Source organism: Pseudomonas sp. FSO-7, assembly GCF_059579345.1.
In genome coordinates, this window is sequence record NZ_CM184193.1 from 5,393,034 (window position 1) to 5,417,612 (window position 24,579).

At 63.3% G+C, this 24,579-nt stretch carries 18 protein-coding genes and 1 pseudogene; 6 read left to right on the forward strand and 13 right to left on the reverse strand.

Translation table 11 applies throughout. The features are described from left to right. Positions 1–9 precede the first annotated feature (9 nt). The 3 genes and pseudogenes from AC515T_RS23520 to AC515T_RS23530 form a co-directional block, all read right to left on the reverse strand. Positions 10–210, reverse strand: a complete 201-nt coding sequence (locus AC515T_RS23520) for a DUF1656 domain-containing protein (protein WP_003205331.1) — start codon at positions 208–210, stop codon at positions 10–12. After that, complete coding sequence (locus AC515T_RS23525; RefSeq protein ID WP_496533185.1) at positions 200–2,404, reverse strand: FUSC family protein; 2,205 nt, start codon at positions 2,402–2,404, stop codon at positions 200–202. Before AC515T_RS23525 ends, AC515T_RS23520 begins: the two co-directional genes overlap by 11 nt. A 164-nt stretch (positions 2,405–2,568) precedes the next feature. Then, positions 2,569–4,014 (reverse strand): annotated as a pseudogene (locus tag AC515T_RS23530) (efflux transporter outer membrane subunit); the annotation flags it as partial. Between the two features lie 308 nt (positions 4,015–4,322). Between AC515T_RS23530 and AC515T_RS23535 the strand changes: the two are divergent. After that, positions 4,323–5,291, forward strand: coding sequence for a LysR family transcriptional regulator (locus AC515T_RS23535; protein WP_060740766.1), 969 nt, complete (start codon positions 4,323–4,325; stop codon positions 5,289–5,291). 27 nt (positions 5,292–5,318) lie between these two features. Here the strand turns inward: AC515T_RS23535 and AC515T_RS23540 are convergent, their stop codons facing one another. Further along, the gene (locus AC515T_RS23540) at positions 5,319–5,576 is read right to left on the reverse strand and encodes a hypothetical protein (RefSeq protein WP_496530222.1); all 258 of its coding nucleotides are present in this window, start codon (positions 5,574–5,576) and stop codon (positions 5,319–5,321) included. 235 nt (positions 5,577–5,811) lie between these two features. Here AC515T_RS23540 and AC515T_RS23545 point away from each other — a divergent pair, with 235 nt between their 5' ends. The 5 genes from AC515T_RS23545 (at position 5,812) to AC515T_RS23565 (ending at position 13,886) form a co-directional block, all read left to right on the forward strand. After that, positions 5,812–6,969, forward strand: a complete 1,158-nt coding sequence (locus AC515T_RS23545; protein WP_496530223.1) for an efflux RND transporter periplasmic adaptor subunit — start codon at positions 5,812–5,814, stop codon at positions 6,967–6,969. Continuing rightward, on the forward strand, positions 6,966–10,082 hold the full coding sequence (locus tag AC515T_RS23550; protein ID WP_496530224.1) for a multidrug efflux RND transporter permease subunit: 3,117 nt from the start codon (positions 6,966–6,968) through the stop codon (positions 10,080–10,082). Before AC515T_RS23545 ends, AC515T_RS23550 begins: the two co-directional genes overlap by 4 nt. Positions 10,083–10,091: 9 nt before the next feature. Then, the gene (locus tag AC515T_RS23555; RefSeq protein WP_496530225.1) at positions 10,092–10,775 is read left to right on the forward strand and encodes a heavy metal response regulator transcription factor; all 684 of its coding nucleotides are present in this window, start codon (positions 10,092–10,094) and stop codon (positions 10,773–10,775) included. Beyond that, positions 10,762–12,129: a heavy metal sensor histidine kinase gene (locus tag AC515T_RS23560; protein ID WP_496530226.1), complete on the forward strand. Its 1,368-nt coding sequence runs from the start codon at positions 10,762–10,764 to the stop codon at positions 12,127–12,129. Before AC515T_RS23555 ends, AC515T_RS23560 begins: the two co-directional genes overlap by 14 nt. A 260-nt stretch (positions 12,130–12,389) precedes the next feature. After that, complete coding sequence (locus tag AC515T_RS23565) at positions 12,390–13,886, forward strand: sensor domain-containing diguanylate cyclase (RefSeq protein ID WP_496530227.1); 1,497 nt, start codon at positions 12,390–12,392, stop codon at positions 13,884–13,886. A 192-nt stretch (positions 13,887–14,078) separates the two neighbouring features. Here the strand turns inward: AC515T_RS23565 and lpxC are convergent, their stop codons facing one another. The 9 genes from lpxC to murD all read right to left on the reverse strand — a co-directional run bounded on the left by lpxC (position 14,079) and on the right by murD (position 24,576). After that, the gene (gene lpxC, locus AC515T_RS23570; RefSeq protein WP_003178240.1) at positions 14,079–14,990 is read right to left on the reverse strand and encodes a UDP-3-O-acyl-N-acetylglucosamine deacetylase; all 912 of its coding nucleotides are present in this window, start codon (positions 14,988–14,990) and stop codon (positions 14,079–14,081) included. 112 nt (positions 14,991–15,102) lie between these two features. Further along, entirely contained in the window at positions 15,103–16,296 is a 1,194-nt protein-coding gene (gene ftsZ / locus AC515T_RS23575; RefSeq protein ID WP_496530228.1) for a cell division protein FtsZ, read from the reverse strand. A 99-nt stretch (positions 16,297–16,395) separates the two neighbouring features. Continuing rightward, positions 16,396–17,655 carry a cell division protein FtsA gene (gene ftsA, locus AC515T_RS23580; protein ID WP_003205342.1) on the reverse strand — a complete coding sequence of 420 codons (1,260 nt, stop codon included), beginning with the start codon at positions 17,653–17,655 and terminating at the stop codon, positions 16,396–16,398. A 15-nt stretch (positions 17,656–17,670) separates the two neighbouring features. Next, positions 17,671–18,537, reverse strand: coding sequence for a cell division protein FtsQ/DivIB (locus AC515T_RS23585; RefSeq protein WP_042729561.1), 867 nt, complete (start codon positions 18,535–18,537; stop codon positions 17,671–17,673). A 3-nt stretch (positions 18,538–18,540) separates the two neighbouring features. Next, the gene (locus tag AC515T_RS23590; protein WP_496530229.1) at positions 18,541–19,506 is read right to left on the reverse strand and encodes a D-alanine--D-alanine ligase; all 966 of its coding nucleotides are present in this window, start codon (positions 19,504–19,506) and stop codon (positions 18,541–18,543) included. After that, the gene (gene murC, locus AC515T_RS23595) at positions 19,503–20,963 is read right to left on the reverse strand and encodes a UDP-N-acetylmuramate--L-alanine ligase (protein WP_122567004.1); all 1,461 of its coding nucleotides are present in this window, start codon (positions 20,961–20,963) and stop codon (positions 19,503–19,505) included. Before murC ends, AC515T_RS23590 begins: the two co-directional genes overlap by 4 nt. After that, positions 20,956–22,026 carry an undecaprenyldiphospho-muramoylpentapeptide beta-N-acetylglucosaminyltransferase gene (gene murG / locus AC515T_RS23600; RefSeq protein WP_496530230.1) on the reverse strand — a complete coding sequence of 357 codons (1,071 nt, stop codon included), beginning with the start codon at positions 22,024–22,026 and terminating at the stop codon, positions 20,956–20,958. The genes murC and murG overlap by 8 nt, the downstream gene beginning before the upstream one ends. Continuing rightward, positions 22,016–23,233, reverse strand: coding sequence for a putative lipid II flippase FtsW (ftsW, locus tag AC515T_RS23605; protein ID WP_496530231.1), 1,218 nt, complete (start codon positions 23,231–23,233; stop codon positions 22,016–22,018). Before ftsW ends, murG begins: the two co-directional genes overlap by 11 nt. Further along, positions 23,230–24,576: a UDP-N-acetylmuramoyl-L-alanine--D-glutamate ligase gene (gene murD, locus AC515T_RS23610; RefSeq protein ID WP_496530232.1), complete on the reverse strand. Its 1,347-nt coding sequence runs from the start codon at positions 24,574–24,576 to the stop codon at positions 23,230–23,232. Before murD ends, ftsW begins: the two co-directional genes overlap by 4 nt. Between the last annotated feature and the right edge of the window lie 3 nt (positions 24,577–24,579).

A 24,579-nucleotide genomic window follows, 5' to 3' on the forward strand; every position in this document is an offset into this window, starting at 1 on the left:
GCATCGATCTCAACGGTAGACCGTCAGCGCCAGCGCGCCGAACAGGCAGGTAAACAGACTCAGGCGCAGCAACGCCGGGTGCCAGAAGAAGCGGTACAGGTCCAACCCCGACAGGAAGCGGTCCAAGGCCCAGGCCAGGCCGGCGGCGATGAAAAACATCAGGGTCATGGTGGGCATATACACGCCGTGGAAGGCGATCTCACGGGGCATGTTCAGGTTCCTGGGGAAGCGGTGTGGCATGGGGCATGGCATAGCCGGCCAAGGGCGATTGGGGGTCCAGTAGCGAGGTGCGGATGAAATGCAGGTAGCTTTTCACCCGACGCAGGGCCGAGGTGTCGAAATGCGGGGCGAAGGGTTCGTCGGTGACCTGCACGCGGCCGATGGCGTGGTCCACCGCCACCAACGCACGCTCCAGATTGCTCGGGCTCGGTTGGCGGAATAGCCGCACCAGCGCTCGCCCCATCACCCGAATCGCCTGGCGCCATGGCTGGCTTTCGGCATACGCCGGATGCACCGGCAAGATTGCTTGTTCCTTGCGCAACTCGATAATCGCGTGACCAACTTCCAGCACCACGAACATCCAGCGCAGCAAGTCCCGTTGCACCTGCGGCTGCCCCGCCGCCAGCCCGTAGGCCTGATGCAACAAGTCGCGGGTACGGCTTTCGAAACCCGAGGCCAGGCCCTTGAGCTTGCCACTGATGGCGAACACCACTTGCTCACGAAGGTCCTGTTCCAGCCGGCGCCACAGCCAGCGGCTGTTGGGCGGCAGGATGATCGCCCCGGCCGCGGCGCACACCAGCATGCCGAGGATCATCGCGATGTAGTCGTTGATGAAGGCGTAAGGGTTGTAGAGCGTCAGGTTGTCCGGCACCGAGCCGGTGCAGAAAAAGATCAGCAGCCCCAGCCCGACCCCGGCGTATTGGGGTCGCGAACTGAGGAATGAACCCAGCATGATCACCGGCGCGAGCATCACACACAGCAGCGGGAAACCGTCGATCAACGGGAAGATGAAGAACATCTCGACGAAGCCGATCAACGCCCCGAACAACGTGCCGCAGGCCATCTGGAAGGCCATGCGCTTGGGATTCGGCGTCGCGGCCGACAAGCCCACGGTGGCGGCGGCGATCATCGTCATGGTCGCACCGCTCGGCCAGGCCGTGGCGACCCAGTAGCTGCCCAGCACCAACAGGATGAAGGCGGCGCGAACCCCCGACGCCGTGGCGGCCAACCAGTTGGTCTGCGGCACGAACGGTTCGTCCCAGCGCTCGCGTTCGTGGCGATGCTCGGCCAGGGAGGCATGGGTCTGGGCGTAGCCATGCAGGTCTTCGACGAAGCGATAAAGCAACTCGTAGGCGGTATGGAAATCCAGCTGCTGTCCGTCAGTGGGCGCCGTTTCCTGGAACGACGCCCGCAGCCGGCGCACCTGGGCCGGCAAGTCGGCCTTGTACTCGGCCAGCGCCGCCGCCAGACGGGCCGCATCGGCGTCGGTCAGGGCGCGGCCACTGAACCCGTCGAGCAGTTCGGCCAGGGTTTGCAAACCAGGCTTGATGGCGTGGACCACATGATCCGCCGCGCTGCCGCGCAAGCGTTCGAGCAACTGGTGCAAGGCATTGAAGCGGGTGGTGATGCCCATGAACTCGCTGTTCAAGCGACTGAGCCGGCCGTTGCGCCGACGCATGTGCGGGTCTTCGAACACGGTCACGCTGCGCAGGCTTTCCAGGCCCACCGCTTCGGCAATGAAACCCACGTTGCGCGCTTCGAAGGCCTCCCGCTGGCTGCGTCCACGCAGGCCATCGGTGACGAACAGGGCAAATACCCCAAAGCGCTGGTACAAGGCGTTACGCATGGCGGCACTGGCGGTTTGCGGCAGGATCGCGGCGCTGACCAGGGTGGCGCAGAGGATCCCCAGGGAAATCTCCAGCACCCGCCAGACCGCCGCCATGAACGCACCTTCCGGATGGGCCAGGGCCGGCAGGCCGATCATCGCCGCGGTGTAACCGGCCAGCACGAAACCATAGGCGCGGAAGTTGCGATAACGCGCCGCCCCCGCCGAACAAAGGCCGACCCAGATCGCCAGGCAAGCGAGAAACGGTTCGGTGTTCTGGGCAAACACCGCGATCAACGCCACCATCACCGCCGAGCCGGCCAGGGTGCCGAGCAAGCGATAGAAACTCTTGGCGAACACCTGCCCGCTCTGGGGCTGCATGACGATGAACACAGTGATCATGGCCGTGCGCGGCTGTGGCAATTCCAGGCGCATCGCCAGCCACAAGGTCAGGAACGCGGCGAACAGGACCTTGAAGATGTAGACCCAGGTCACCCCGTCGCTGCGGGCCCAGTCGAAGAAACCACGGCGCCATTCGAGGCGATGGAGCCAGCGTGCGGAGGCGAACAAAGACATCACAATAGAACGACTCAGCATCGTGGCGAGGGAGCTTGCTGTGGGAGCAAGGCTTGCCCGCGACGAGGGCAATGTGGTCTTCCAGAAATCGAGTCGCCCCGGTCGCGAGCAAGCTTTGCTCCCACAGCAAGCTCCCCTCGCCACAGGGCACGACTCAAGTCAGCGGTATCGCTCCCAGCCCCCAGCCCGCCACCCAGCGCCGTCACCAGGTCGGCATGGGCACTCAGCCGAGCCGCCTGCACCTGCTGCTGCACCTGTTGCTGCTTGAACAGCAGGCTTTGGGCATTGAGCACGTTGAGGTAGTCGGTGAGCCCACGCTGGAACGCCACCAGTGCGATGTCGTAGGTACGCTGGGCGGCGGCCACCGACTCGGCGGCGAAGACCTGCTGCTTGTCCATGGACTGGCGACGGATCAACTGATCGGAAATCCCCTTGAGGGCATTCACCAGTGTCTGGTTGTAGTGCGCCACGGCGATGTCATACCCGGCGGCGGCCTCGCCCAACTGCGCACGCAAGCGCCCGCCGTCGAAGATCGGCAACGTGATCGCCGGCCCGACGTTGTAGGTGAGCTTCTTGCCGGTCAGAAACTCCAGCGCCCCCCCCCCGGTGGCCATGTAGCCGAGGCTCCCCACCAGATCGACGTTGGGATAAAAACCGGCCCGGGCCACATCGATGCCCCGGGCCTGGGCCGCCACTTGCCAACGCCCGGCCACCACATCCGGACGCTGGCCAAGCAGCTCGGCGGGCAAGGCCGACGGCAGTTTCAAGGGCGCGCCGAGGGCCAGGGTCGGACGTTGCAACTGCGCACCCGCTCCGGGCCCCTTGCCCGCCAGGGCCGCCAACTGATTGCGGCTCAAGGCGATGGCTTCGTCCAGGACGTCGAGTTGGCGATGGGTCTCGGGCAGTGGCGCCTGGGCCTGACTGACTTCGAAATGGGTGCCGATGCCACCGTCCAGGCGCTTTTGCGCCAGGTCGAGAATCTGCGCTTGTTGGCGCAGCGTCGCGGCGACGATATCGCGCTGGGCGTAGTGCAGCGAAAACTGAATGTAGGCGCGCACGATGTTGTTCTGCAGCTCCAACTGCGCCTGTCGCGCTTCAGCGACGCTGACGTGGGCCAGATCGACCGCCCGTTCGCTGGCATTGCGCTCGCGGCCCCACAGGTCCAAGGCATAACTCAAACCCAGGGAAGCATTGTTGTCCCAAGTCGTGGTGTCGGCCAGCTCGCCCGGGCCGTAGAACTGATCGGTGGGCCAGTTATGGCGCTTGAGTGACGCCTGACCATTGATCTGCAGCGACTCGGCGGCCTCGGTGATGCCGGCCATGGCCTTGGCCTGGCGTACCCGCGCCGCGGCCATGGCCAGGCTCGGGCTGTCCTGCACGGCCTGGTCGATCCAGCGATCCAGTTGCCGATCACCATAGGCTTGCCACCACTGGCGGGTGGGCCAGTGGGCGTCGCGGGCGGCCTCGCGGATGGCGGCATCGGTCGCCAGTTGGTTGGCCGGCAATACCTGGCCTTGCGGCGCAATGCCGCCTGTGCCAATGCAACCGCTGAGGGTGAATGTCAGAACCCAAACACTGAGAGTCTTCAGCTCTCTGCTGATGCAACGCGGCACTTGCGCAAAATTCCTAGGAGAGAAAATCGGGTACCTGTGGGAGCGGGCTTGCTCGCGAAAGCGATGTGTCTGTCACCGATGATGTTGGATGTCAGTTCGCCTTCGCGAGCAAGCCCGCTCCCACAGGATCAGCGCCGCACAGTTAGGCGATCTGCGCCACAGTGTTAGCAATTCTAGGCATCGCCCTCCCCGGCGATAAGCCAACCTTTCTGCGAATCTTTGTTACCGTTAACGCGATAATCCATTAGTCGGGTCCCGCATCTCTGTAACTTCATGTCACAATTTGCCACCTCCCAAGAGAGCCCTCCATGGACACCTTGCAAAACATGCGCGCGTTCAGCTGTGTGGCCGAAGCCGGCAGTTTCACCGCCGCCGCCGTGCAACTGGATACCACCACAGCCAATGTCTCGCGTGCGGTTTCCAACCTGGAAGCCCACCTGCAAACCCGCCTGCTCAACCGCACCACGCGCCGCATTGCCCTGACCGAGGCGGGTAAACGCTACTTGCTGCGTTGCGAGCAGATCCTGGCTTACGTCGAAGAAGCGGAAGCCGAGGCCAGCGACGCCCATGCGCGACCGGCCGGGCAGTTGAAGGTCCACACCATGACCGGCATCGGCCAGCATTTCGTGATCGACGCCATCGCCCGCTACCGCAAGACGCATCCGGATGTCACCTTCGACCTGACCCTGGCCAACCGGGTGCCGGACATCCTGGACGAGGGCTACGACGTCTCCATCGTGCTCGCCAGCGAACTGCCGGATTCGGGCTTCGTCTCCCAGCGGCTGGGTATCACCTACAGCATCGTCTGTGCGTCGCCCGCCTATGTGAAAGCCAGCGGCTGCCCTCAGAAACCCAGCGACCTGCTCAACCACGCCTGCCTGCGCCTGGTCAGCCCGGTCATCCCGCTGGAAAAATGGGTGTTCGACGGCCCGGAAGGCCAAGAGATGGTCACCATCAACAGCTCACCGTTCCTGGTGAACTCCGCCGATGCGATGAAAACCGCGATCACCAGCGGCATGGGCGTGGGGGTATTGCCGGTGTACGCCGCCATCGAAGGCTTGCGCAACGGCACGCTGGTGCGGGTCATGCCCAACTACCGCTCCCAGGAACTGAACCTCTACGCCATCTACCCGTCGCGCCAATACCTGGACGCGAAGATCAAGACCTGGGTCGAATACCTGCGCGGCTCGTTGCCGGAAATCCTCGCGGCGCACCAGGCTGAACTGACGGCTTACGAATTGAGTGGCAGCCTGGCGGGCGCACGGGTCACGAGCTGAAGTCGTCCCCGTGCCTGAAGAAGGAATTCAGCGCTTGCCCATGGAACGCCGCGTGCCGGGAGGCGCCGCGCCCGGGGTCTTGGTATGGCCATTCTTCGCGCCGTTCTTGTACCACGGCTGTTGCCCGGCGCCCTTGGCCGCTGCCAGCTCACCGGGTTTGAACGGAAATTTGAAAGCAGGGATCGCCGCCTTGACGTCCTCACTGCTGGAAACATCGCTGTCAGGCAAATCGGCCTGTTCGCCGCCGGGGAGATCGTCCGCAGGCGAAGGTGTCGGGGAAGTCATGTAAGGCTCCGGGTCATGCATGCAAGTCGGGCCCGAAGGGCGAGCCGCGAAAGGCGGCAGTATACCTGCCCGATATCACCGCGCGCTGGCCGTTTCATCCGGCATCTGCATTCATCCGACAGCAAGCCGGGACAAAACTGACAAGCCTGTCAGTTAGCCGTCACCTTCCTGACTGGCTCGCAACGCTATATAAGAAAGCTCCAACTCCTGCGTCCCGAACCGGCCCTTCATATCCATGCGCATCCAGAAGAAAACTGTCCTGCTTGTCGTGCTGTTGATCGCCCTGGCGGCCCTCGCCCTCTGGTTTGTGCTCAAGCCCGTCACCGTCAAGCCCGGCGCTCCCGCCGCCGTTCCGGTACGGGCCGTCAGCGTGATGCAAAAGGATGTCCCGCGCTTTGCCAGCGGTATCGGCACGGTGCTGTCGCTGCACAGCGTGGTGATCCGGCCGCAGATCGACGGCATCCTCACCCGCTTGCTGGTCAAGGAAGGGCAACTGGTGAAGAAGGGTGACCTGCTGGCGACCATCGACGACCGCTCGATCCGCGCCAGCCTCGACCAGGCCCGGGCCCAGCTCGGCGAGAGCCAGGCGCAACTGGCGGTGGCCCAGGTCAATCTCAAGCGCTACAAATTGCTGAGCGTCGATGACGGCGTCTCGAAGCAGACCTACGACCAGCAACAGGCGCTGGTCAACCAGCTCAAGGCCACCGCCCAGGGCAACCAGGCGGCCATCGACTCGGCCCAGGTGCAACTGTCCTACACCCAGATCCGCTCTCCAGTGAGCGGTCGCGTCGGCATTCGCAACGTGGACGAAGGCAACTTCCTGCGCACCAGCGACGCCGAAGGCCTGTTCACGGTGACCCAGATCGACCCGATCGCCGTGGAGTTCTCCCTGCCCCAGCAAATGCTGCCCACCTTGCAACGGTTGATCGCCGCCCCCGAGCAGGCCTTGGTCAAGGCCTATATCGGCGCCGATGGCGCCACCGGGGAGCTGCTCGGCGAGGGGCGCCTGAGCCTCATCGACAACCAGATCAACGCCAACACCGGCACCCTGCGGGCCAAGGCCGAATTCAACAACGCCGCGCAACGGCTGTGGCCGGGGCAACTGGTGACGCTGAAGATCCAGACCGCCGTCGACAAGGACGCCCTGGTGGTACCGCCTACCGTGGTCCAACGGGGGCTGGAGCAACACTTCGTATACCGGATCAAGGGCGACAAGGTCGAGAGCGTGCCGGTGGTGATGGTTTACCAGGACAGCGACCTGCACATCATCAAGGGGGTGAACGCTGGCGACCAACTGGTGAGCGACGGCCAGTCACGGCTCAAGCCGGGCAGCCATATCCAGGTGCTCAGTGATCCGCCCGCCCTGGCCAAGACCGCGGAGCCGCAACCATGAAGGGCCGCGGCTCGGTTTCGGCATGGTGCATCGACCATCCCATTGCCACGGTACTGCTGACGTTTGCCTTGGTACTGCTGGGGGTGATCGCGTTTCCCCGCCTGCCCGTCGCGCCGTTGCCGGAGGCGGAATTCCCGACCATCCAGGTCAACGCCCAGTTGCCCGGGGCCAGCCCCGAAACCATGGCGTCGTCGGTGGCGACACCGCTGGAAGTGCAATTCAGTGCCATTCCCGGCATCACCCAGATGACCTCCAGCAGCGCCCTGGGCTCGACCAACCTGATCCTGCAATTCAGCCTCGATAAAAGCATCGACACCGCCGCCCAGGAAGTGCAGGCGGCGATCAACACCGCCGCCGGCAAACTGCCCAACGACATGCCGAACCTGCCGACCTGGCGCAAGGTCAACCCCGCCGACAGCCCGGTGTTGATCCTGAGCATCAGTTCCACGCTGATGCCCGGCACCGAACTGAGCGACTACGTCGAAACCCTGCTCTCCCGGCAGATCAGCCAGATCGACGGCGTAGGGCAAATCTACATCACCGGCCAGCAACGTCCGGCGATCCGGGTCCAGGCCTCGGCCGACCGGCTCGCCGCCATCGGCCTGACCCTGGCGGACATCCGCCTGGCGCTCCAACAGGCCAGCCTGAACCTGGCCAAGGGCGCCTTGTACGGTGAGTCGAGCATTTCCACCCTGTCCACCAACGACCAGTTGTTCAAGCCTGCGGAGTACGGCGAGCTGATCGTGTCCTACAAGGACGGGGCACCGGTCTACCTCAAGGACATCGCCAAGGTGGTCAACGGCTCGGAAAACGCCTACGTCCAGGCTTGGTCCGACAACGAGCCCGGGGTCAACCTGGTGATCTTCCGGCAACCGGGGGCCAATATCGTCGAGACCGTCGACCGCATCCAGGCGGCCCTGCCCACCCTGCAAGCCATGTTGCCCGCCGCGGTGCAGGTCAAAGTGCTGATCGACCGCACCCAGACCATCCGCGCCTCGCTGCACGAAGTGGAAATCACCTTGCTGATCGCGGTGCTGCTGGTGGTGGCGGTGATGGCGTTGTTCCTGCGCCAGCTCTCGGCGACCCTGATTGTCTCGGCCGTGCTGGGGGTGTCGCTGACCGCCAGTTTCGCCCTGATGTACGTGATGGGTTTCAGCCTGAACAACCTGACCCTGGTGGCCATCGTCATCTCGGTGGGGTTCGTGGTGGACGATGCGATTGTGGTGGTGGAGAACATCCACCGGCACCTGGAGGCCGGCGACGGCATGCGCGAAGCGGCGATCAAGGGGGCCGGCGAGATTGGCTTTACCGTGGTCTCCATCAGTTTCTCGCTGATCGCCGCGTTCATTCCGCTGCTGTTCATGGGTGGCGTGGTCGGGCGCCTGTTCAAGGAATTTGCCCTGACCGCCACGTCGACCATCCTGATCTCGGTGGTCGTGTCCCTCACGCTGGCGCCGACCCTGGCCGCGCTGTTCATGCGCGCCCCGGTGCACCCTGCCCACGGCGCGCCAGGGTTCGGCGAACGCTTGCTGGGCGGGTATGAACGCGGTCTGCGTCGGGCCCTGGCCCATCAAAAGCTGATGATCGGTGTGTTCGGCCTGACCCTGGCACTGGCGGTGGTGGGCTACGTGTTCATCCCCAAGGGCTTTTTCCCGGTGCAGGACACCGGCCTGGTGCTGGGCACCAGCGAAGCCGCCGCCGATGTGTCGTTCCCGGACATGGTGGCCAAGCACAAGGCCCTGGCCGACATCGTCGCCGCCGACCCGGCGGTGCAGACCTTCTCCCATTCCGTCGGTGTCTCGGGCAACAACCAGACCATCGCCAACGGCCGTTTCTGGATCGCCCTCAAGCCCCGGGGCGAGCGTGACGTGTCGGCCAGCGGCTTCATCGACCGGATCCGCCCGCAATTGCTGAAAATCCCCGGGGTGGTGCTGTACCTCAGGGCCGGGCAGGACATCAACCTCAGCTCCGGTCCCAGTCGCGCTCAGTATCAATACGTGCTCAAGAGCAACGATGGGCCGAGCCTCAACGCCTGGACGCAAAAACTCACCGACAAGCTGCGCGGCAACCCGGCGTTCCGTGACATCTCCAACGACCTGCAACTGGGCGGCAGCATCACCCACATCAACATCGACCGCAGCGCGGCGGCGCGCTTCGGCCTTACCGCCACCGATGTCGACCAGGCCCTGTACGATGCCTTCGGCCAGCGGCAGATCAATGAATTCCAGACCGAGACCAACCAGTACAACGTGATCCTGGAGCTCGACACCGCGCAACGGGGCAAGGCCGAAAGCCTGGCGTATTTCTACCTGCGCTCGCCCCTGAGTGGGGAAATGGTGCCGCTCTCGGCCCTGGCCCGCTTCGATGCGCCGAGCAACGGCCCACTGTCCATTGCCCACGACGGCATGTTCCCGGCCGCCAACCTGTCGTTCAACCTGGCGCCTGGCGTGGCCCTGGGGGACGCGGTGCGCCTGCTCGACCAGGCGAAGAACGAAATCGGCATGCCGGCCGCCATCACCGGTAATTTCCAGGGCGCGGCCCAGGCCTTCCAAAGCTCGCTGGCGAGCCAGCCGTGGCTGATCCTCGCCGCGCTGGTGGCCGTGTACATCATCCTCGGCGTGCTCTACGAGAGTTTCGTGCACCCGTTGACGATCATCTCCACCCTGCCCTCGGCCGGCCTCGGCGCGCTGATCATGCTCTGGCTGCTGGGCCAGGACTTTTCGATCATGGCGCTGATCGGGCTGGTGCTGCTGATCGGGATCGTCAAGAAGAACGGCATCCTGATGATCGACTTCGCCCTCGATGCCCAGCGCAACAAAGGGCTGGCCCCCCAGGAGGCGATTTTCCAGGCGTGCCTGACACGCTTCCGCCCGATCATGATGACCACCCTGGCGGCCCTGCTCGGTGCCCTGCCGCTGATGCTCGGCTATGGCCCCGGCGCGGAGCTGCGCCAGCCTTTGGGCATCGCGGTGGTGGGCGGCCTGTTGGTGAGCCAGGCGCTGACGCTGTTCACCACACCGGTCATATACTTGTGGCTCGAGCGAGTGTTCCATCGGCCCGCCCATCAGCCAGGGTCGGCGCCGACGGCGGCGCTGGCGAGCACAGACCACTGAGGCGGGGCCATGCGCGTTCTGATCATCGAAGACGAAGAAAAAACCGCGGACTACCTGCACCGCGGCCTGACCGAACAGGGCTACACCGTGGACGTGGCGCCGGACGGCATCGAGGGGCTGCACCTGGCCCTGGAAACCGACTATGCGGTGATCGTGCTCGACGTGATGCTGCCAGGCCTGGACGGCTTCGGCGTACTGCGGGCCCTGCGCGCCCGCAAGCAGACACCGGTGATCATGCTCACCGCCCGGGAACGGGTCGAGGACCGCATCAAGGGCTTGCGCGACGGCGCCGATGACTACCTGGGCAAGCCCTTCTCCTTCCTCGAACTGGTGGCCCGCCTGCAAGCCCTGACCCGTCGCAGCGGCGGCCATGAACCGGTGCAGGTGAGCATCGCCGACCTGTGGATCGACCTGATCAGCCGCAAAGCCACCCGCGCCGGCCAGCGCCTGGACCTGACCGCCAAGGAGTTCTCCCTGCTCAGCGTCCTGGCTCGCCGCCAGGGCGAAATCCTCTCGAAGACCGCCATTGCCGAAATGGTCTGGGACATCAACTTCGACAGTGACGCCAATGTGGTGGAAGTGGCGATCAAACGCTTGCGGGCCAAACTCGACGGCCCCTTCGAACAGAAGTTGCTGCACACCATTCGCGGCATGGGTTATGTGCTGGAGAACCGCAGTGATGAGCGTCCCTGACAGCATCGCCCTGCGCTTGAGCGGCATGTTCACGCTGGTGGCGGCGCTGGTGTTCCTGTTGATCGGAGGCGCCTTGTACCAACAGGTCGCCAAAGGCCTGGGCCTGTTACCCGAAGCCGAGCTCGATGCCCGCTACAGTGTCCTGGAGTCCACTGTCGGTCGCTACGGCACGCCTGAGCACTGGGTGAAGATCAACAACAAGCTGCGATTGCTCGGCGAGGAAGACAAGCGCATCCATTTCTGGATCGTCAGCGACGATCCGCGCTTTGAGTACGGCGATCCCGATGCGCAGATCCGCACCTTTGCCCAAGGCCCGCTGGGCAAGCGCGACCTAATGTTGCCCCACCGGCACTACCCGATGAAAGTGCTGGTGAGCCAATTCCCGGCCAAGGACCAACGTCCTCCGCTGCGCTTCATGATCGGCATCGACACCGAGACCTTCTACCAGACCCAGCATCGCCTGTTGGTGGCGCTGGTGAGCCTGGCGATTGTCGGCGTGTTCCTGGCTTCGTTGCTGGGCTACTGGGTCGCGCGCATCGGTCTCAAGCCGCTGATCAAGCTGTCCGACGAAGCCCGGCGCCTGGCCCCACCCCGCCTGTCCGGGCGCTTGCAACTGTCGCCTTTGCCGCCGGAGCTGAGCCAGTTCGTCAGTTCCTTCAACGCCACCCTGGACCGGGTCGAACAGGCTTACTCGCGGCTGGAATCGTTCAACGCCGACGTCGCCCATGAATTGCGCTCGCCCCTGACCAACTTGATCGGCCAGACCCAGGTGGCGCTGACCCGAGGGCGCTCGGCTGAACATTACTTCGAGGTGTTGCAATCGAATCTCGAAGAGTTGGAGCGGCTGCGCTCGATCATCAACGACATGCTGTTCCTGGCCAGTGCCGACCAGGGCAGCAAGGCCACCAAGTTGACCAGCACCTCCCTGGCCGGCGAAGTGGCGACCACCCTCGATTACCTGGACTTCATCCTGGAAGATGCCCAGGTCCAGGTCCGGGTCAGCGGCGACGCCCAGGCCAACATCGAGATCGCCCACCTGCGGCGGGCATTGATCAACCTGCTGAGCAACGCCGTGCAGCACACCGCGCCCGGGCAAGTGATCGACGTGCGCATCGAAGCCCTTGGCGACCAGATCACCCTCGCCGTCAGCAACCCCGGCGAACCGATTGCCGGCGAGCACCTGCCGCGCCTGTTCGAACGCTTCTATCGCGTCGATGCCTCGCGCAGCAACAGTGGCGCCAACCATGGGCTGGGGCTGGCCATCGTCAGGGCCATCGCACTGATGCATGGTGGCGATGTGTTTGTGCACAGCGACCAGGGTGCCAACACGTTCGGGATCCGCTTGCCCGCCTGACGCCCCTCCCCCCTAAGTTTGTACGAGTCATCAGGTCTTTCCTGGCCAATGAATGCTGGGCGAAAGGCAGCTGTAGCAAAATCGGAAAACCGTCCGAACGCGCCCCGAGCTTTCATCAATTACCGGGATATTGCGCAAACACTGATTGCCCGCTCTCATCGATCCAAGCACAATCAGCAAAAGGCCAGCATCTGGTTCATTGCCGGTTTGCAATCCTTTGGGACGGATCCCAGCCACATGACAATGCAGACATCGGAACCATGAGCGCGCGCAGTGCGACACCCGGCAACACCCCGCCTTCGATACGTTCGGAACGGGTACTCGTACTGGCCAGCTCGCTGGTTGTCATCGCCATCCTGAGCATCGTGACGTTTCTGTTGATCCGCGAACATGCCGCCGCACAACAGGCAGCGACACGTTCGGCGACCAATATCGTGCAACTGATCGACGCCGATGTGCTGCGCAACGTGGAGCTCTACGATCTGTCGCTGCAAGGTTTGGTCGCCGCCGCCAAACGCGACGACCTGAAAGACATTTCGCCAGCGATTCGCCATCTGGCGCTGTTCGACCGCGCCACCGCCGTTCCCTATAAAGGCGACATCCTGCTTCTGGACAAACACGGCGATGTGATCGCCGACTCCGCCTCGGTCGAACCGCGCAAAGGCAATTACGCCGACCGGGAGTATTTCCAGTCTCATGTCCAGGACCCGAGCCTGGGCATGATGATCAGCCGCCCGTTCCGTTCAAGGAGTGCCGCCAAGGATTGGCGCATCAGCTTCAGCTATCGACTGAACGATGACCGAGGTGAGTTCATGGGCGTGGCCGAGGCAGCGATGCGCCTGAACTACTTCAACCAATTATTCAAAAGCCTGAACATCGGACATGGCGGGACGGTTAATCTGGTCAGCAGCAAAGGCATTCTATTGGCCCAAGAGCCGCCCTTGGCTGACGATATGATAGGCAGGGACTTCAGCAACCGACCGAACTTCGTACGAATCCTGCGCGAAGGCAACGGCAGCTTCACCAGCGTATCTGGCCAAGATCAAAAAACGCGCCTTTACACCTTTTCCCAGGTAGGCGACTTACCGCTGATTGTCGTGGTAGCCCTCTCGACCCAGGAGGTCTTTGCTTCCTGGCAACGCACGGCCTTGTTGGTCAGCGGCGCCACCGGCGCGCTGTGCATCGGTTTGCTCTGGCTCACCTGGCTGCTGCGCCGCGAATTGCGCCGCCGCTACAGAGCTGAACGGGAATTGGCCCAACTGGCGTCCGTCGACGCTCTCACGGGCCTGGCCAACCGACGAACACTGGACGAGACGTTGCAACAGGAATGGCTGCGCGCCCAACGTTCGGGCCAACCATTGTCTGTGCTGATGATCGACGCCGATCACTTCAAGGCGTTCAACGATCGCCATGGTCATCAACAGGGTGACGAGGCCCTGCGAACCTTGGCGCAATTGATCGGCCAGCATGTCCGACGCCCCGCCGACCTGGCGGCGCGCTATGGCGGTGAGGAGTTCTCGGTGGTGCTGCCGGAGACCACCACCGCTGGCGCCTTCACCATGGCCCAGAACATTCGCGACGCGGTTGAACAACTGCCACCTGTGTCCGAGGGGGGAACGCCCATGACGGTGAGTATTGGCATCGCTACTTGGACTCAGGGACCGTACAGCGAACTCAAACAACTCTTGTTCGCTGCGGATAAGGCGCTGTACCAGGCCAAGGCCAGCGGGCGCAATCGGGTGGTTTGTGCGATGTGATGCCTTTCCTGTGGCTGTGGGCGATTAATCTGTGTGTATATCCGTTTCTTCGGTAACGGCGGCTTAGGGTTCCGCCCTGACGGCGGAACCCTAAGCAGCCGTCACCGCAGCAATGGATATACACACCAACCAAGCACCCATAAAAAAAGGCCACCCAAAGGCAGCCCTTAAAAAACTAGAGAGGTTTTTTGCTTACACAGCCGCAACAGGGCGCATGTAAGAGATTGGTGCGGTGCTGGCGTCTTCGAACGTCACGACTTCCCAAGCATCTTTCTGCTCAATCAACTTGCGCAGCAGCTGGTTGTTCAGTGCATGGCCGGACTTGAAGCCCTTGAACTCACCAATCAGGCTATTGCCCAGCAGGTAGAGGTCGCCGATTGCATCAAGGATCTTGTGCTTGACGAATTCGTCTTCATAACGAAGACCGTCTTCGTTCAATACACCATCGGAATCGACCACAATCGCGTTTTCAACACTGCCGCCGAGTGCGAGGTTGTGCTTGCGCAGGTACTCGATATCACTCATGAAACCAAAGGTACGGGCGCGGCTGACTTCTTTTACGAACGAAGTGCTGGAAAAATCCACGCTTGCACTCTGGGTGCGGTCACGGAAAACCGGGTGATCGAAATCGATCTCGAAGCTCACCTTGAAACCTTCGAAAGGGACGAAAGTGGCGCGCTTGTCGCCGTCTTCCACTGTCACTTCCCGCAGGATGCGGATGAACTTCTTGGCTGCGTCCTGCTCTTCCAGGCCAGCCGATTGAATCAGGAATACGAAGGGTCCGGCACTGCCATCCATGATCGGGACTTCGGACGCGGAGAGCTCGACGTAGGCGTTATCGATGCCCAGGCCAGCCATGGCCGAGAGCAAATGCTCCACCGTATCCACTTTGGTGTCACCGTTGACCAGTGTGGTCGACATAGTGGTTTCACCAACGTTTTCCGCGCGAGCAGGAATCTGCACCACAGGGTCGAGGTCGGCACGACAAAACACAATGCCGGTATCGATAGGCGCGGGCTTGAGGGTCAGGTAGACCTTCTCACCGGAGTGCAAGCCGACACCTGTGGCACGGATAATATTCTTCAGGGTGCGTTGTTTAATCATGGCATGGGCCGCTTCAGCGCAAATTGCGAACTGGTATCAACAAAGGCTGGCGATGATAGCAGACCAGACCTTTGCTGAACACCAATCACCCGTATCCCCCTGATACATTTCATCAATCGGCCTGACGACGCAGGAAAGCCGGGATGTCCAGGTAATCCAGATCGTCTTGCGGATTCATCTTCGCGGCAGTCGCAGTACCGGCCTGGGCCTGGTTGCGCATGACGGTCGGACGGTCCAGGTCACGGTAGTTCACCGCAGGCGCTTCCTGACGCGAAGCCGCTTGTTGTTGCGGTTGCGAAGCCATGGAGGTGTGAACGGTGTTGTCGATGACCTTCACAGGTTTCTCGATTTTCGCGCCCAGACCCGTGGCAACCACGGTAACGTGCAACTCGTCGCGCATGTCCGGATCGATAACGGTACCGACCTTGACCATCGCGTGCTCGGAAGCGAAGGCTTCGATGATGCTACCCACGTCGGAATACTCACCCAGGGACAGGTCAGGACCGGCGGTGATGTTCACCAGGATGCCACGTGCACCTTGCAGGTTCACGTCTTCGAGCAACGGGTTGCGGATGGCCGCTTCGGTGGCCTCGCGTGCACGGTTCGGACCGCTGGCGCAGCCAGTGCCCATCATCGCCATGCCCATTTCGCTCATGACAGTCCGTACGTCGGCAAAGTCGACGTTGATCATGCCCGGACGCTTGATGATGTCGGAGATACCGCGAACGGCACCGGCCAGTACGTCGTCAGCCTTGGCGAAAGCCGACAGCAGGCTTGCGTCTTTACCCAGGATGGTCAGCAGCTTCTCGTTGGGAATGGTGATCAACGAGTCGACGCTTTCAGACAGCAGACGGATACCTTCGTCGGCGATCTGCATGCGCTTGCGACCTTCGAAAGGGAACGGACGAGTCACCACCGCAACGGTGAGAATCCCCATTTCCTTGGCCACTTCGGCAATGATTGGCGCCGCACCGGTACCGGTACCGCCGCCCATGCCCGTGGTGATGAACACCATGTTGGTGCCTTGCAGGACTTCAGCAATGCGCTCACGGTCTTCGAGAGCGGCCTGACGACCGACCTCAGGGTTGGCGCCGGCGCCCAGGCCTTTGGTTACGCCTGTGCCCAATTGCAGGATGGTCCGCGCGCCGATGGATTTCAGCGCCTGGGCATCAGTGTTGGCGCAGATGAATTCAACGCCTTCAATGTTGCTCTTGACCATGTGGTTGACAGCGTTGCCGCCGCCACCGCCGACACCGATTACTTTGATAACCGGGCTAGCGGGGATGTTGTCTACGAGTTCGAACATTTTCCCTCTCCTTTCATTCTCTAGTTTTTTTCGCCTACTGCGTTTGCTGCGTCTTCCAGCGCCAAGCCTGAAACCTGCCGCGTGAAGCTTTGAAACTGTTTAAAAGTTGCCTTTGACCCACGCCTGGAGCCGCTCGAACAGCGGTGCCTTCGGCTCGTCGCTGCTGTAGCTGTCGCGGCTGCCGATCCCCGAAAACGAGATCCCGTCGGACTGTTTCTGCAGGCCGTACATCAACAGGCCCACGCCGGTGGAATAGATCGGGTTGCGGACCACGTCATCCAGGCCCTTGACGCCATGAGGCACGCCCAGGCGCACCGGCATGTGGAAAATCTCTTCGGCCAGCTCGACCGCGCCTTCCATCTTCGATGTACCGCCGGTCAGCACGATGCCGGCCGGGATCAGGTCTTCGTAGCCACTGCGACGCAGCTCGGCCTGGATCAGCGTGAACAGTTCGTCGTAGCGCGGCTCGACCACCTCGGCCAGGGCCTGGCGCGACAGTTCGCGCGGTGGACGGTCGCCGACGCTTGGCACCTTGATGGTTTCGCCGGCACCGGCCAGCTTCGCCAGGGCGCAGGCGTAACGGATCTTGATTTCCTCGGCGTACTGGGTCGGGGTGCGCAACGCCATGGCGATGTCGTTGGTTACCTGGTCGCCCGCAATCGGGATCACCGCCGTGTGGCGGATTGCGCCTTCGGTGAAGATCGCGATGTCGGTGGTGCCGCCGCCGATATCCACCAGGCATACGCCCAGTTCTTTCTCGTCGTCGGTCAGCACCGAGTAGGCCGAGGCCAGTTGCTCGAGGATGATGTCGTCGATTTCCAGACCGCAGCGGCGCACGCACTTCTCGATGTTCTGCGCGGCGTTCACCGCACAGGTCACCACGTGGACCTTGGCTTCCAGGCGCACGCCGGACATGCCCAGGGGTTCACGCACGCCTTCCTGGTTATCGATCACGTAATCCTGCGGCAAGGTGTGCAGCACACGCTGGTCGGCCGGGATCGCCACGGCCTGGGCCGCGTCGAGGACGCGCTCAAGGTCGGCGGAGCTGACTTCGCGATCACGAATCGCCACGATGCCGTGGGAGTTCAGGCTCCGGATGTGATTGCCCGCCACGCCGACGAACGCCGAGTGGATCCGGCAACCGGCCATCAGCTGCGCCTCTTCGATGGCGCGCTGGATCGATTGCACGGTGGACTCGATGTTCACCACCACGCCTTTTTTCAAGCCGCGGGACGGGTGTGTACCGATCCCGACGATGACCAGCGTGCCGTCGTCCGCGACTTCGCCTACCAGCGCCACCACCTTGGAAGTGCCGATATCGAGACCGACGATCATTTTCCCGCTTTGCACGTTTGCCATGGGTCCTGCCTCTTCTTAATTCTTCGCGACGGCGGGTTCGGCCGTCGTCGGCGCTACAGGTTCCCGCCAGCCAACAGCCAGGCCGTTGGCGTAGCGCAGATCGATGCGCGCAATGTTCGTAATCTGTTCTTTGAGCGTCTTGTCATAGATGGCGATGAAGCGGCGCATCTTTTCCACCAGGTTGCCGCGCCCGAGCAACAGCTCGATGCCCGGCCCCGAGCTGCCCGCGCCAGTGGTCAGGAACCAACTGCCGCGCTCACGCAATTCCAGGCGCGCGATGGAGAAGCCCAGCGGCCGCAACATCTGGCTCAACACCTGGTATTGCTGCATCACTTGCTGCTGGGCCCGCTGTGGACCGAACAGCTGTGGCAAATGTTCATAGTTGGCCAGTTCTCGCGGCGTAAACGCCTGGCCCTGGTTGTTCAACAGCGACTCATCGCCCCAACGGGCCACCGGCAGTTGTTCTTCCAGGCGAATCGACACCTGGTCGGGCCACACCCGCCGGACTTCGGCGTGAGCGATCCAGGGCATCTGCTCCAGCTCCGTGCGCATGCCTGCCAGGTCGATGGTGAAGAAGCTCGACGCGACGAACGGGGCGATCCGTTGCTGCACCGCCTGCTGGCTGATGTAGCTCAGGTCGCCCTGGACGTTGATCCGGGCGATCGGCCGGTCGGCATAAGGCAGCAACCGTTGCGCGCCTTCATAGGTACCGAACCCCAGCGCCACCAGCAGCACCGGCCAGAACAGGCTCTTGAGAAAACCAAAATTGGCTTTCGGCAAGCGCGCCGACATCGGCTCTTTGGCCACCATTCGGCTGGCACCCCGCGGCACCGGCTTGCGACCGGGTGCGGATGGCTGATGACGAAGCGATGCGCCTTGCATGGCTTAACCTCTTGGCTCTTGATGGCCGACACTGGCGGCCAGGATCGACAGCACCAGTTGCTGGAAATCCAGACCGGCGGCACGGGCCGCCATGGGCACCAGGCTGTGATCGGTCATGCCAGGGGCGGTATTGACTTCCAGGAACCAGAACTGCCCATCGGCGTCCTGCATCACGTCTGCCCGGCCCCAACCGGCGATACCCAGCGCCTCACAGGCCTTGGCCGTGAGGTCCATCAGTTCTTTTTCCTTGGCAGCGTCCAGCCCGCAGGGAATGCGGTACTGGGTATCGTTGGCGATGTACTTGGCGTCGTAGTCGTAGAACGTGTGGGGAGTGCCCAGCGCAATCGGGGGCAACACCTGGTCACGCAGGGTGGCGATGGTGAACTCGGGACCGGTGATCCATTGCTCGACCAACACTTGCGAATCGTAGGAACTGGCGTCTTTCCATGCCGCGGTCAACTCAGGCAGCGAAGTCACTTTCGCCATGCCGATACTTGAACCTTCATGGGCCGGTTTGACGATCAAAGGGAAGCCCAGTTCCGTGGCCGCCGAAATACAATCGGCCTCGGACGCCAGCACGGCGTGACGCGGCGTCGGAATCCCGAGGCTGTGCCAGACCTGCTTGGTGCGCAGTTTGTCCATCGCCAGGGCGGACGCCAGGATGCCGCTGCCGGTGTAGGGAATGCCCAGGCATTCGAGCAGGCCTTGCATGCTGCCGTCTTCACCGCCACGGCCGTGGAGGATGATGAACGCGCGGTCGATCTTTTCGCTCAGCAGGCGCTGCAGGAAGTCATCGCCCACGTCGATGCCGAAGGCGTCGACGCCAGCGCTTTGCAAGGCTTGCAGCACGGCATTGCCGGACTTGAGGGACACCTCGCGCTCGGCGCTCTTGCCGCCGAACAGCACGGCCACGCGGCCGAAGGCTTTCGGCTCGAGGGTCGAGACCAGGTTGGCGTAGGCAGCAGTCATTTCAGTTTCCCCTCGCTGGAAGCCACGATTGCCCCGGCGAATAACGGACTTTTCAACAATTTCGGGGCCAGGCCACCGATGTCACCGGCGCCCTGGCACAGCAGGATGTCGCCGGCGCGCAGCAACGGCTTGACCAGTGGCGCAAGGTCCACGCCGCGTTCGATGTAGATCGGGTCCAACTGGCCGCGTTGACGAATGCTGTGGCACAGCTGGCGGCTGTCGGCCCCCGGGATCGGTTCTTCACCGGCCGGGTAGACTTCCATCAACAGCAGCACGTTGGCGTCGGCCAGCACTTGGACGAAATCGTCATACAGGTCGCGGGTGCGGCTATAGCGGTGCGGCTGGTAGACCATCACCAGGCGCCGCTCCGGCCAGCCACCGCGCACGGCCTTGATCACCGCCGCGACTTCGGTCGGGTGGTGGCCGTAGTCGTCCACCAGCATCACGTTGCCGCCGTCCACCGGCAGTTCGCCGTAGACCTGGAAGCGTCGGCCCACGCCCTGGAACCCGGACAGGCCCTGGACGATGGCTTCATCGCTGACGCCTTCGTCGGTGGCGATGCAGATGGTGGCCAAGGCATTGAGCACGTTGTGGTTGCCGGGCATGTTCACCGACACGTCCAACGGCTCGCGATCAGGGCGCAACACGGTGAAGAACGTCTGCATGCCCTGCTGGCGCACGTTGATGGCGCGCACGTCGGCGTCTTCGCCAAAACCGTAGGTCACCGTCGGACGCTTGATCAGCGGCAGGATTTCACGCACCACCGGGTCGTCCAGGCACACCACCGCCAGACCGTAGAACGGCAGGTTGTGGAGGAACTCGACGAAGGTTTTCTTCAGTTTGTTGAAGTCGCCGTCGTAGGTCGCCATGTGGTCGGCGTCGATGTTGGTCACCACGGCCACCAGCGGTTGCAGGTGCAGGAAGCTCGCATCGCTCTCGTCGGCTTCGGCGATCAGGTAACGGCTGGTACCCAGCTGGGCATTGGTGCCCGCGGCATTCAGACGACCGCCAATCACGAACGTCGGGTCCAGGCCACCGGCGGCGAACACCGAGGCGATCAGGCTGGTGGTGGTGGTCTTGCCGTGGGTACCGGCAACGGCGATGCCGTGGCGATAGCGCATCAGCTCGGCCAGCATCTCGGCCCGTGGCACCACGGGAATACGGCGCTCCAGGGCGGTGGCGACTTCCGGGTTGGAGGTGTTCACGGCGCTGGAAACCACCAGCACGTCAGCATCGGCGGCATTCTCGGCACGGTGGCCGATAAAGATCTGCGCACCGAAGGACTCCAGGCGCTCGGTGACCGGGGAAGCCTTCAGGTCGGAACCCGAGACCTGGTAACCCAGGTTCAGCAACACCTCGGCGATCCCGCACATGCCCACGCCGCCGATACCGACGAAGTGGATACGGCGGATACGGCGCATTTCCGGTTGCGGCATGGCTTTGCGATTCTCAACCATGGGCCACCTCCAGGCAGGTATCGACCACTTGGGCCGTGGCATCGGGTTTGGCCAGGCGGCGGGCGGCACGGGCCATGTCTTCAAGTCGTTGCGGCTGCATCAAAACCTCTGTCAGGCGGGCGGCAAGATCCGCGGCGCCAGTCGTTCTTTGCGGCATCAGGAAGGCAGCGCCTTCACGGGCCAAATAATCGGCGTTACGGGTCTGGTGATCGTCGATGGCGTGGGGCAAAGGCACCAGCATCGAGGGCAGACCGGCGGCAGCCAGTTCACTGATGGTCAGCGCGCCTGCGCGGCAGACCACCAGGTCGGCCCAGCCATAGGCTTGGGCCATGTCTTTGATGAAAGGCTGCACTTGCGCCTCGACGCCGGCGGCGCGGTAGCGCTCGGCGGTCACTTCATCGTGGTGCTTGCCGGCCTGGTGAAACACGTCCGGACGCAGTTCGGCGGCGACCTGCGACAGGGCTTCGGGCAGCAATTTGTTCAACGGTTCTGCCCCCAGGCTTCCGCCCAGGACCAGCAAACGCGCCTTGCGTCCGGCCAGGGCCGGGCGCGGTGTTTCGAGGAACAGCTCGGTACGCACCGGGTTACCGGTGGTGCGGCGGCTGCCCGACAGGGTAAAGGTGTCGGGAAAGGCTTCACAGACCCGGGCGGCCAACGGCACCAGTAACCGATTGGCGGTACCGGCCACGGCGTTCTGCTCGTGGACGATCACCGGCACACCGGCCAGTTTTGCCGCGACACCGCCAGGGCCGGTCACATAACCACCGAACCCGACCACACACACCGGGCGCAACCGACGGATGATCGCCCGCGCCTGCCAGATCGACTTGAGCAGCATCAGCGGCGCCTTGAGCAACGACAACTTGCCCTTGCCCCGCAGGCCGCTGGCATCGATCCGGTGCAGTTCGAGGCCGGCGCCAGGCACCAGTTCGTTCTCGATGCCCCGCGGCGTACCCAGCCAGTGCACGGTGTAGCCGCGCGCCTGGAACTCCCGGGCACAGGCCAGCGCCGGGAACACGTGCCCGCCGGTACCGCCCGCCATGATCAGCACGTTAGCGCCCATGAGTCGGCTCCTCGGCGAAGTCGCTCTCCTGGAATTCCATCTCTTCGCTGCCCAGGTGGGTTCGACTCTCCCATTCGATGCGCAGCAACAGGCCAAGACAGGCGCAGCAGATCACCAGGGAACTGCCGCCATAACTGAGGAACGGCAGCGTCAGGCCCTTGGTCGGCAACAGGCCGACGTTCACGCCGATGTTGATCAGGAACTGGCCGATCCACAGGAACGACAAGCCATACGCCACGTAGGCGGCGAAAAACTGCTTGGCCTTTTCGGCCCACAAGCCGATGTACATGCCGCGCACACAGACGAACACGAACAGCGCAACGGTGCACAGGGAACCCACTACTCCCAGCTCTTCGGCCAATACCGAGAACACGAAGTCGGTGTGGGCTTCCGGCAGGTAGAACTGCTTCTGCACGCTGTTGCCCAGGCCCACGCCCAGCCATTCGCCGCGCCCGAAGGCAATCAGGGCCTGGGTCAATTGATAGCCGGAACCGAACTGGTCGGCCCACGGGTCGGTAAAGGTGATCAGGCGCGCCATCCGATACGGTTGCGCCTGCACCAGCACCGTCACCGCCGCCACCGCCAGCACGACCATCAAGGTGAAACGGAACAGCCCGACGCCGCCCAGGAACAACATCGCCGCCGCCGCGCCCATCATCACCACCGTGGCGCCGAAGTCCGGCTCCATCAGCAGCAGGCCCGCCATCGGCAGCAACACGATGAACGGCTTGAAGAAGCCCATCCAGCTCTCGCGCACTTCCTTCTGGCGACGCACCAGGTAACCGGCGAGGTAGATCACCACGAAGACCTTGGCGATCTCCGAAGGCTGGACGTTGAAGAAACTGAAGCCGATCCAGCGCATGGAACCGTTGACCTCGCGGCCAATGCCCGGCAACAGCACCATCACCAACAGGCCGAAGGCACCGAGCAGCATCAACCAGCCCAGGCGTTGCCAGGTGGCGATCGGCACCATCATGGTGACAATGCACGCGCCCAGGCCGATCACCAGGTAAATCAAGTGGCGGATCATGTGGTAAAGGGTGTTGCCCGACTGCACGGCGGCCACTTCCGACGACGCGGAGGTGATCATCACCAGGCCCAGGCCCAGCAAGGCCAGGCAACCGGCGAGCATCGGGAAATCCAGGTCGATGCCACGGCCGGTGATCAACGGCGACGGGTACGGCTTGATGATGTTCATCAGGCTCATGCCAAGTCCTCCGCGGCCCGTGCGAACAACTGCCCGCGCTCTTCATAGTTCTTGAACATGTCGAAACTGGCGCAGGCCGGTGACAACAGCACCGCATCGCCCGGGTGCGCGAGGGCGCGGCATTGCTGCACCGCCTCGTCCAGCGAACCGACGCGAACCAGCGGCACGGCATCGCCGAGGGCCTGGGCGATCAATTCGCGATCGCGGCCCATCAGCACCACGGCACGGCAGTTGGCCGCCACCGGGTCGCGCAGGTCCTTGAAGTCGGCACCCTTGCCGTCGCCGCCAGCGATCAGCACGAGCTTGCCTTCGATGTCCGCCCCCAGGCCTTCGATGGCCGCCAGCGCGGCACCGACGTTGGTGGCCTTGGAGTCGTTGTACCAGGCCACGCCATCGAGGTCGCGCACCCACTGGCAGCGGTGCTCAAGGCCGGCGAAGGTGCGCAGGGCCGCAAGCATGGCGTCGAATGGCAGGCCAACCGCGTGCCCCAGGGCCAACGCGGCCAGGGCATTGGCCTGGTTGTGGGCGCCACGAATCTTCAGTTCGCGCACCGGCATCAGGTTCTGGAATTCGAAGGCCAGGTATTTCTCGCCATTCTCTTCGCGCAAGCCGAAGCCTTTGAAGTCCGGAACGCCCAAGCCGAAGGACCAGCACGGCATGCCCTCGCCCAGCAACGGACGGGTCAGGGCGTCCTGACGGTTGAACACCACTTGCCGGGCACCCCGGAAGATCCGGTGCTTGGCCAGGTGATAAGCCGGCAGGCCGCTGTAGCGGTCCATGTGGTCTTCGCTGATGTTGAGCACGGTGGCCACTTCGGCGCCCAGGTGGTCGGTGGTTTCCAGCTGGAAGCTCGACAACTCCATCACGTACAGCTCGACGTCGTCGCTGAGCAGGTCCAGCGCCGGGGTACCGAGGTTGCCCCCCACGGCGACGCGCTTGCCGGCCGCCGCGGCCATCTCGCCCACCAAGGTGGTGACGGTGCTCTTGGCGTTCGAACCGCTGATGGCAATGATCGGCGCCTTGGCGTTACGCGCGAACAGCTCGATGTCGCCGGACAATTTCACGCCACGGGCAGCGGCAGCCTGCAGGGCCGGAGTCGCCAGGGCCAGGCCGGGGCTCACGTAGAGCTCATCGGCGCGGCACAGGAACTCGACGTCCAGCTCGCCACAACGCACGTCCACCTGGGGATAGTCACGGCGCAGCGTGGCCAGCTCAGGTGGATTTTCCCGCGTATCAGCCACGGCAAACGACACGCCCCGGTTCGCCAGGAAGCGAACCAGGGACATGCCGCTCTTGCCGAGGCCGACAACGATGCGGAAGTGGTCAGAAGCGATCAGGGACACTCG

What these genes read in the sequence shown, in the direction of transcription:
- AC515T_RS23540 (WP_496530222.1), bottom strand. Translation starts at nt 5,576, where the DNA reads ATGACTTCCCCGACACCTTCGCCTGCGGACGATCTCCCCGGCGGCGAA.
- AC515T_RS23585 (WP_042729561.1), bottom strand. Translation starts at nt 18,537, where the DNA reads ATGCAAGGCGCATCGCTTCGTCATCAGCCATCCGCACCCGGTCGCAAG.
- AC515T_RS23535 (WP_060740766.1), top strand. Translation starts at nt 4,323, where the DNA reads ATGGACACCTTGCAAAACATGCGCGCGTTCAGCTGTGTGGCCGAAGCC.
- AC515T_RS23565 (WP_496530227.1), top strand. Translation starts at nt 12,390, where the DNA reads ATGAGCGCGCGCAGTGCGACACCCGGCAACACCCCGCCTTCGATACGT.
- AC515T_RS23560 (WP_496530226.1), top strand. Translation starts at nt 10,762, where the DNA reads ATGAGCGTCCCTGACAGCATCGCCCTGCGCTTGAGCGGCATGTTCACG.
- AC515T_RS23520 (WP_003205331.1), bottom strand. Translation starts at nt 210, where the DNA reads ATGCCCCGTGAGATCGCCTTCCACGGCGTGTATATGCCCACCATGACC.
- ftsW (WP_496530231.1), bottom strand. Translation starts at nt 23,233, where the DNA reads ATGAGCCTGATGAACATCATCAAGCCGTACCCGTCGCCGTTGATCACC.
- AC515T_RS23555 (WP_496530225.1), top strand. Translation starts at nt 10,092, where the DNA reads ATGCGCGTTCTGATCATCGAAGACGAAGAAAAAACCGCGGACTACCTG.
- ftsZ (WP_496530228.1), bottom strand. Translation starts at nt 16,296, where the DNA reads ATGTTCGAACTCGTAGACAACATCCCCGCTAGCCCGGTTATCAAAGTA.
- AC515T_RS23550 (WP_496530224.1), top strand. Translation starts at nt 6,966, where the DNA reads ATGAAGGGCCGCGGCTCGGTTTCGGCATGGTGCATCGACCATCCCATT.
- murC (WP_122567004.1), bottom strand. Translation starts at nt 20,963, where the DNA reads ATGGTTGAGAATCGCAAAGCCATGCCGCAACCGGAAATGCGCCGTATC.
- lpxC (WP_003178240.1), bottom strand. Translation starts at nt 14,990, where the DNA reads ATGATTAAACAACGCACCCTGAAGAATATTATCCGTGCCACAGGTGTC.
- AC515T_RS23590 (WP_496530229.1), bottom strand. Translation starts at nt 19,506, where the DNA reads ATGACTGCTGCCTACGCCAACCTGGTCTCGACCCTCGAGCCGAAAGCC.
- AC515T_RS23545 (WP_496530223.1), top strand. Translation starts at nt 5,812, where the DNA reads ATGCGCATCCAGAAGAAAACTGTCCTGCTTGTCGTGCTGTTGATCGCC.
- ftsA (WP_003205342.1), bottom strand. Translation starts at nt 17,655, where the DNA reads ATGGCAAACGTGCAAAGCGGGAAAATGATCGTCGGTCTCGATATCGGC.
- murG (WP_496530230.1), bottom strand. Translation starts at nt 22,026, where the DNA reads ATGGGCGCTAACGTGCTGATCATGGCGGGCGGTACCGGCGGGCACGTG.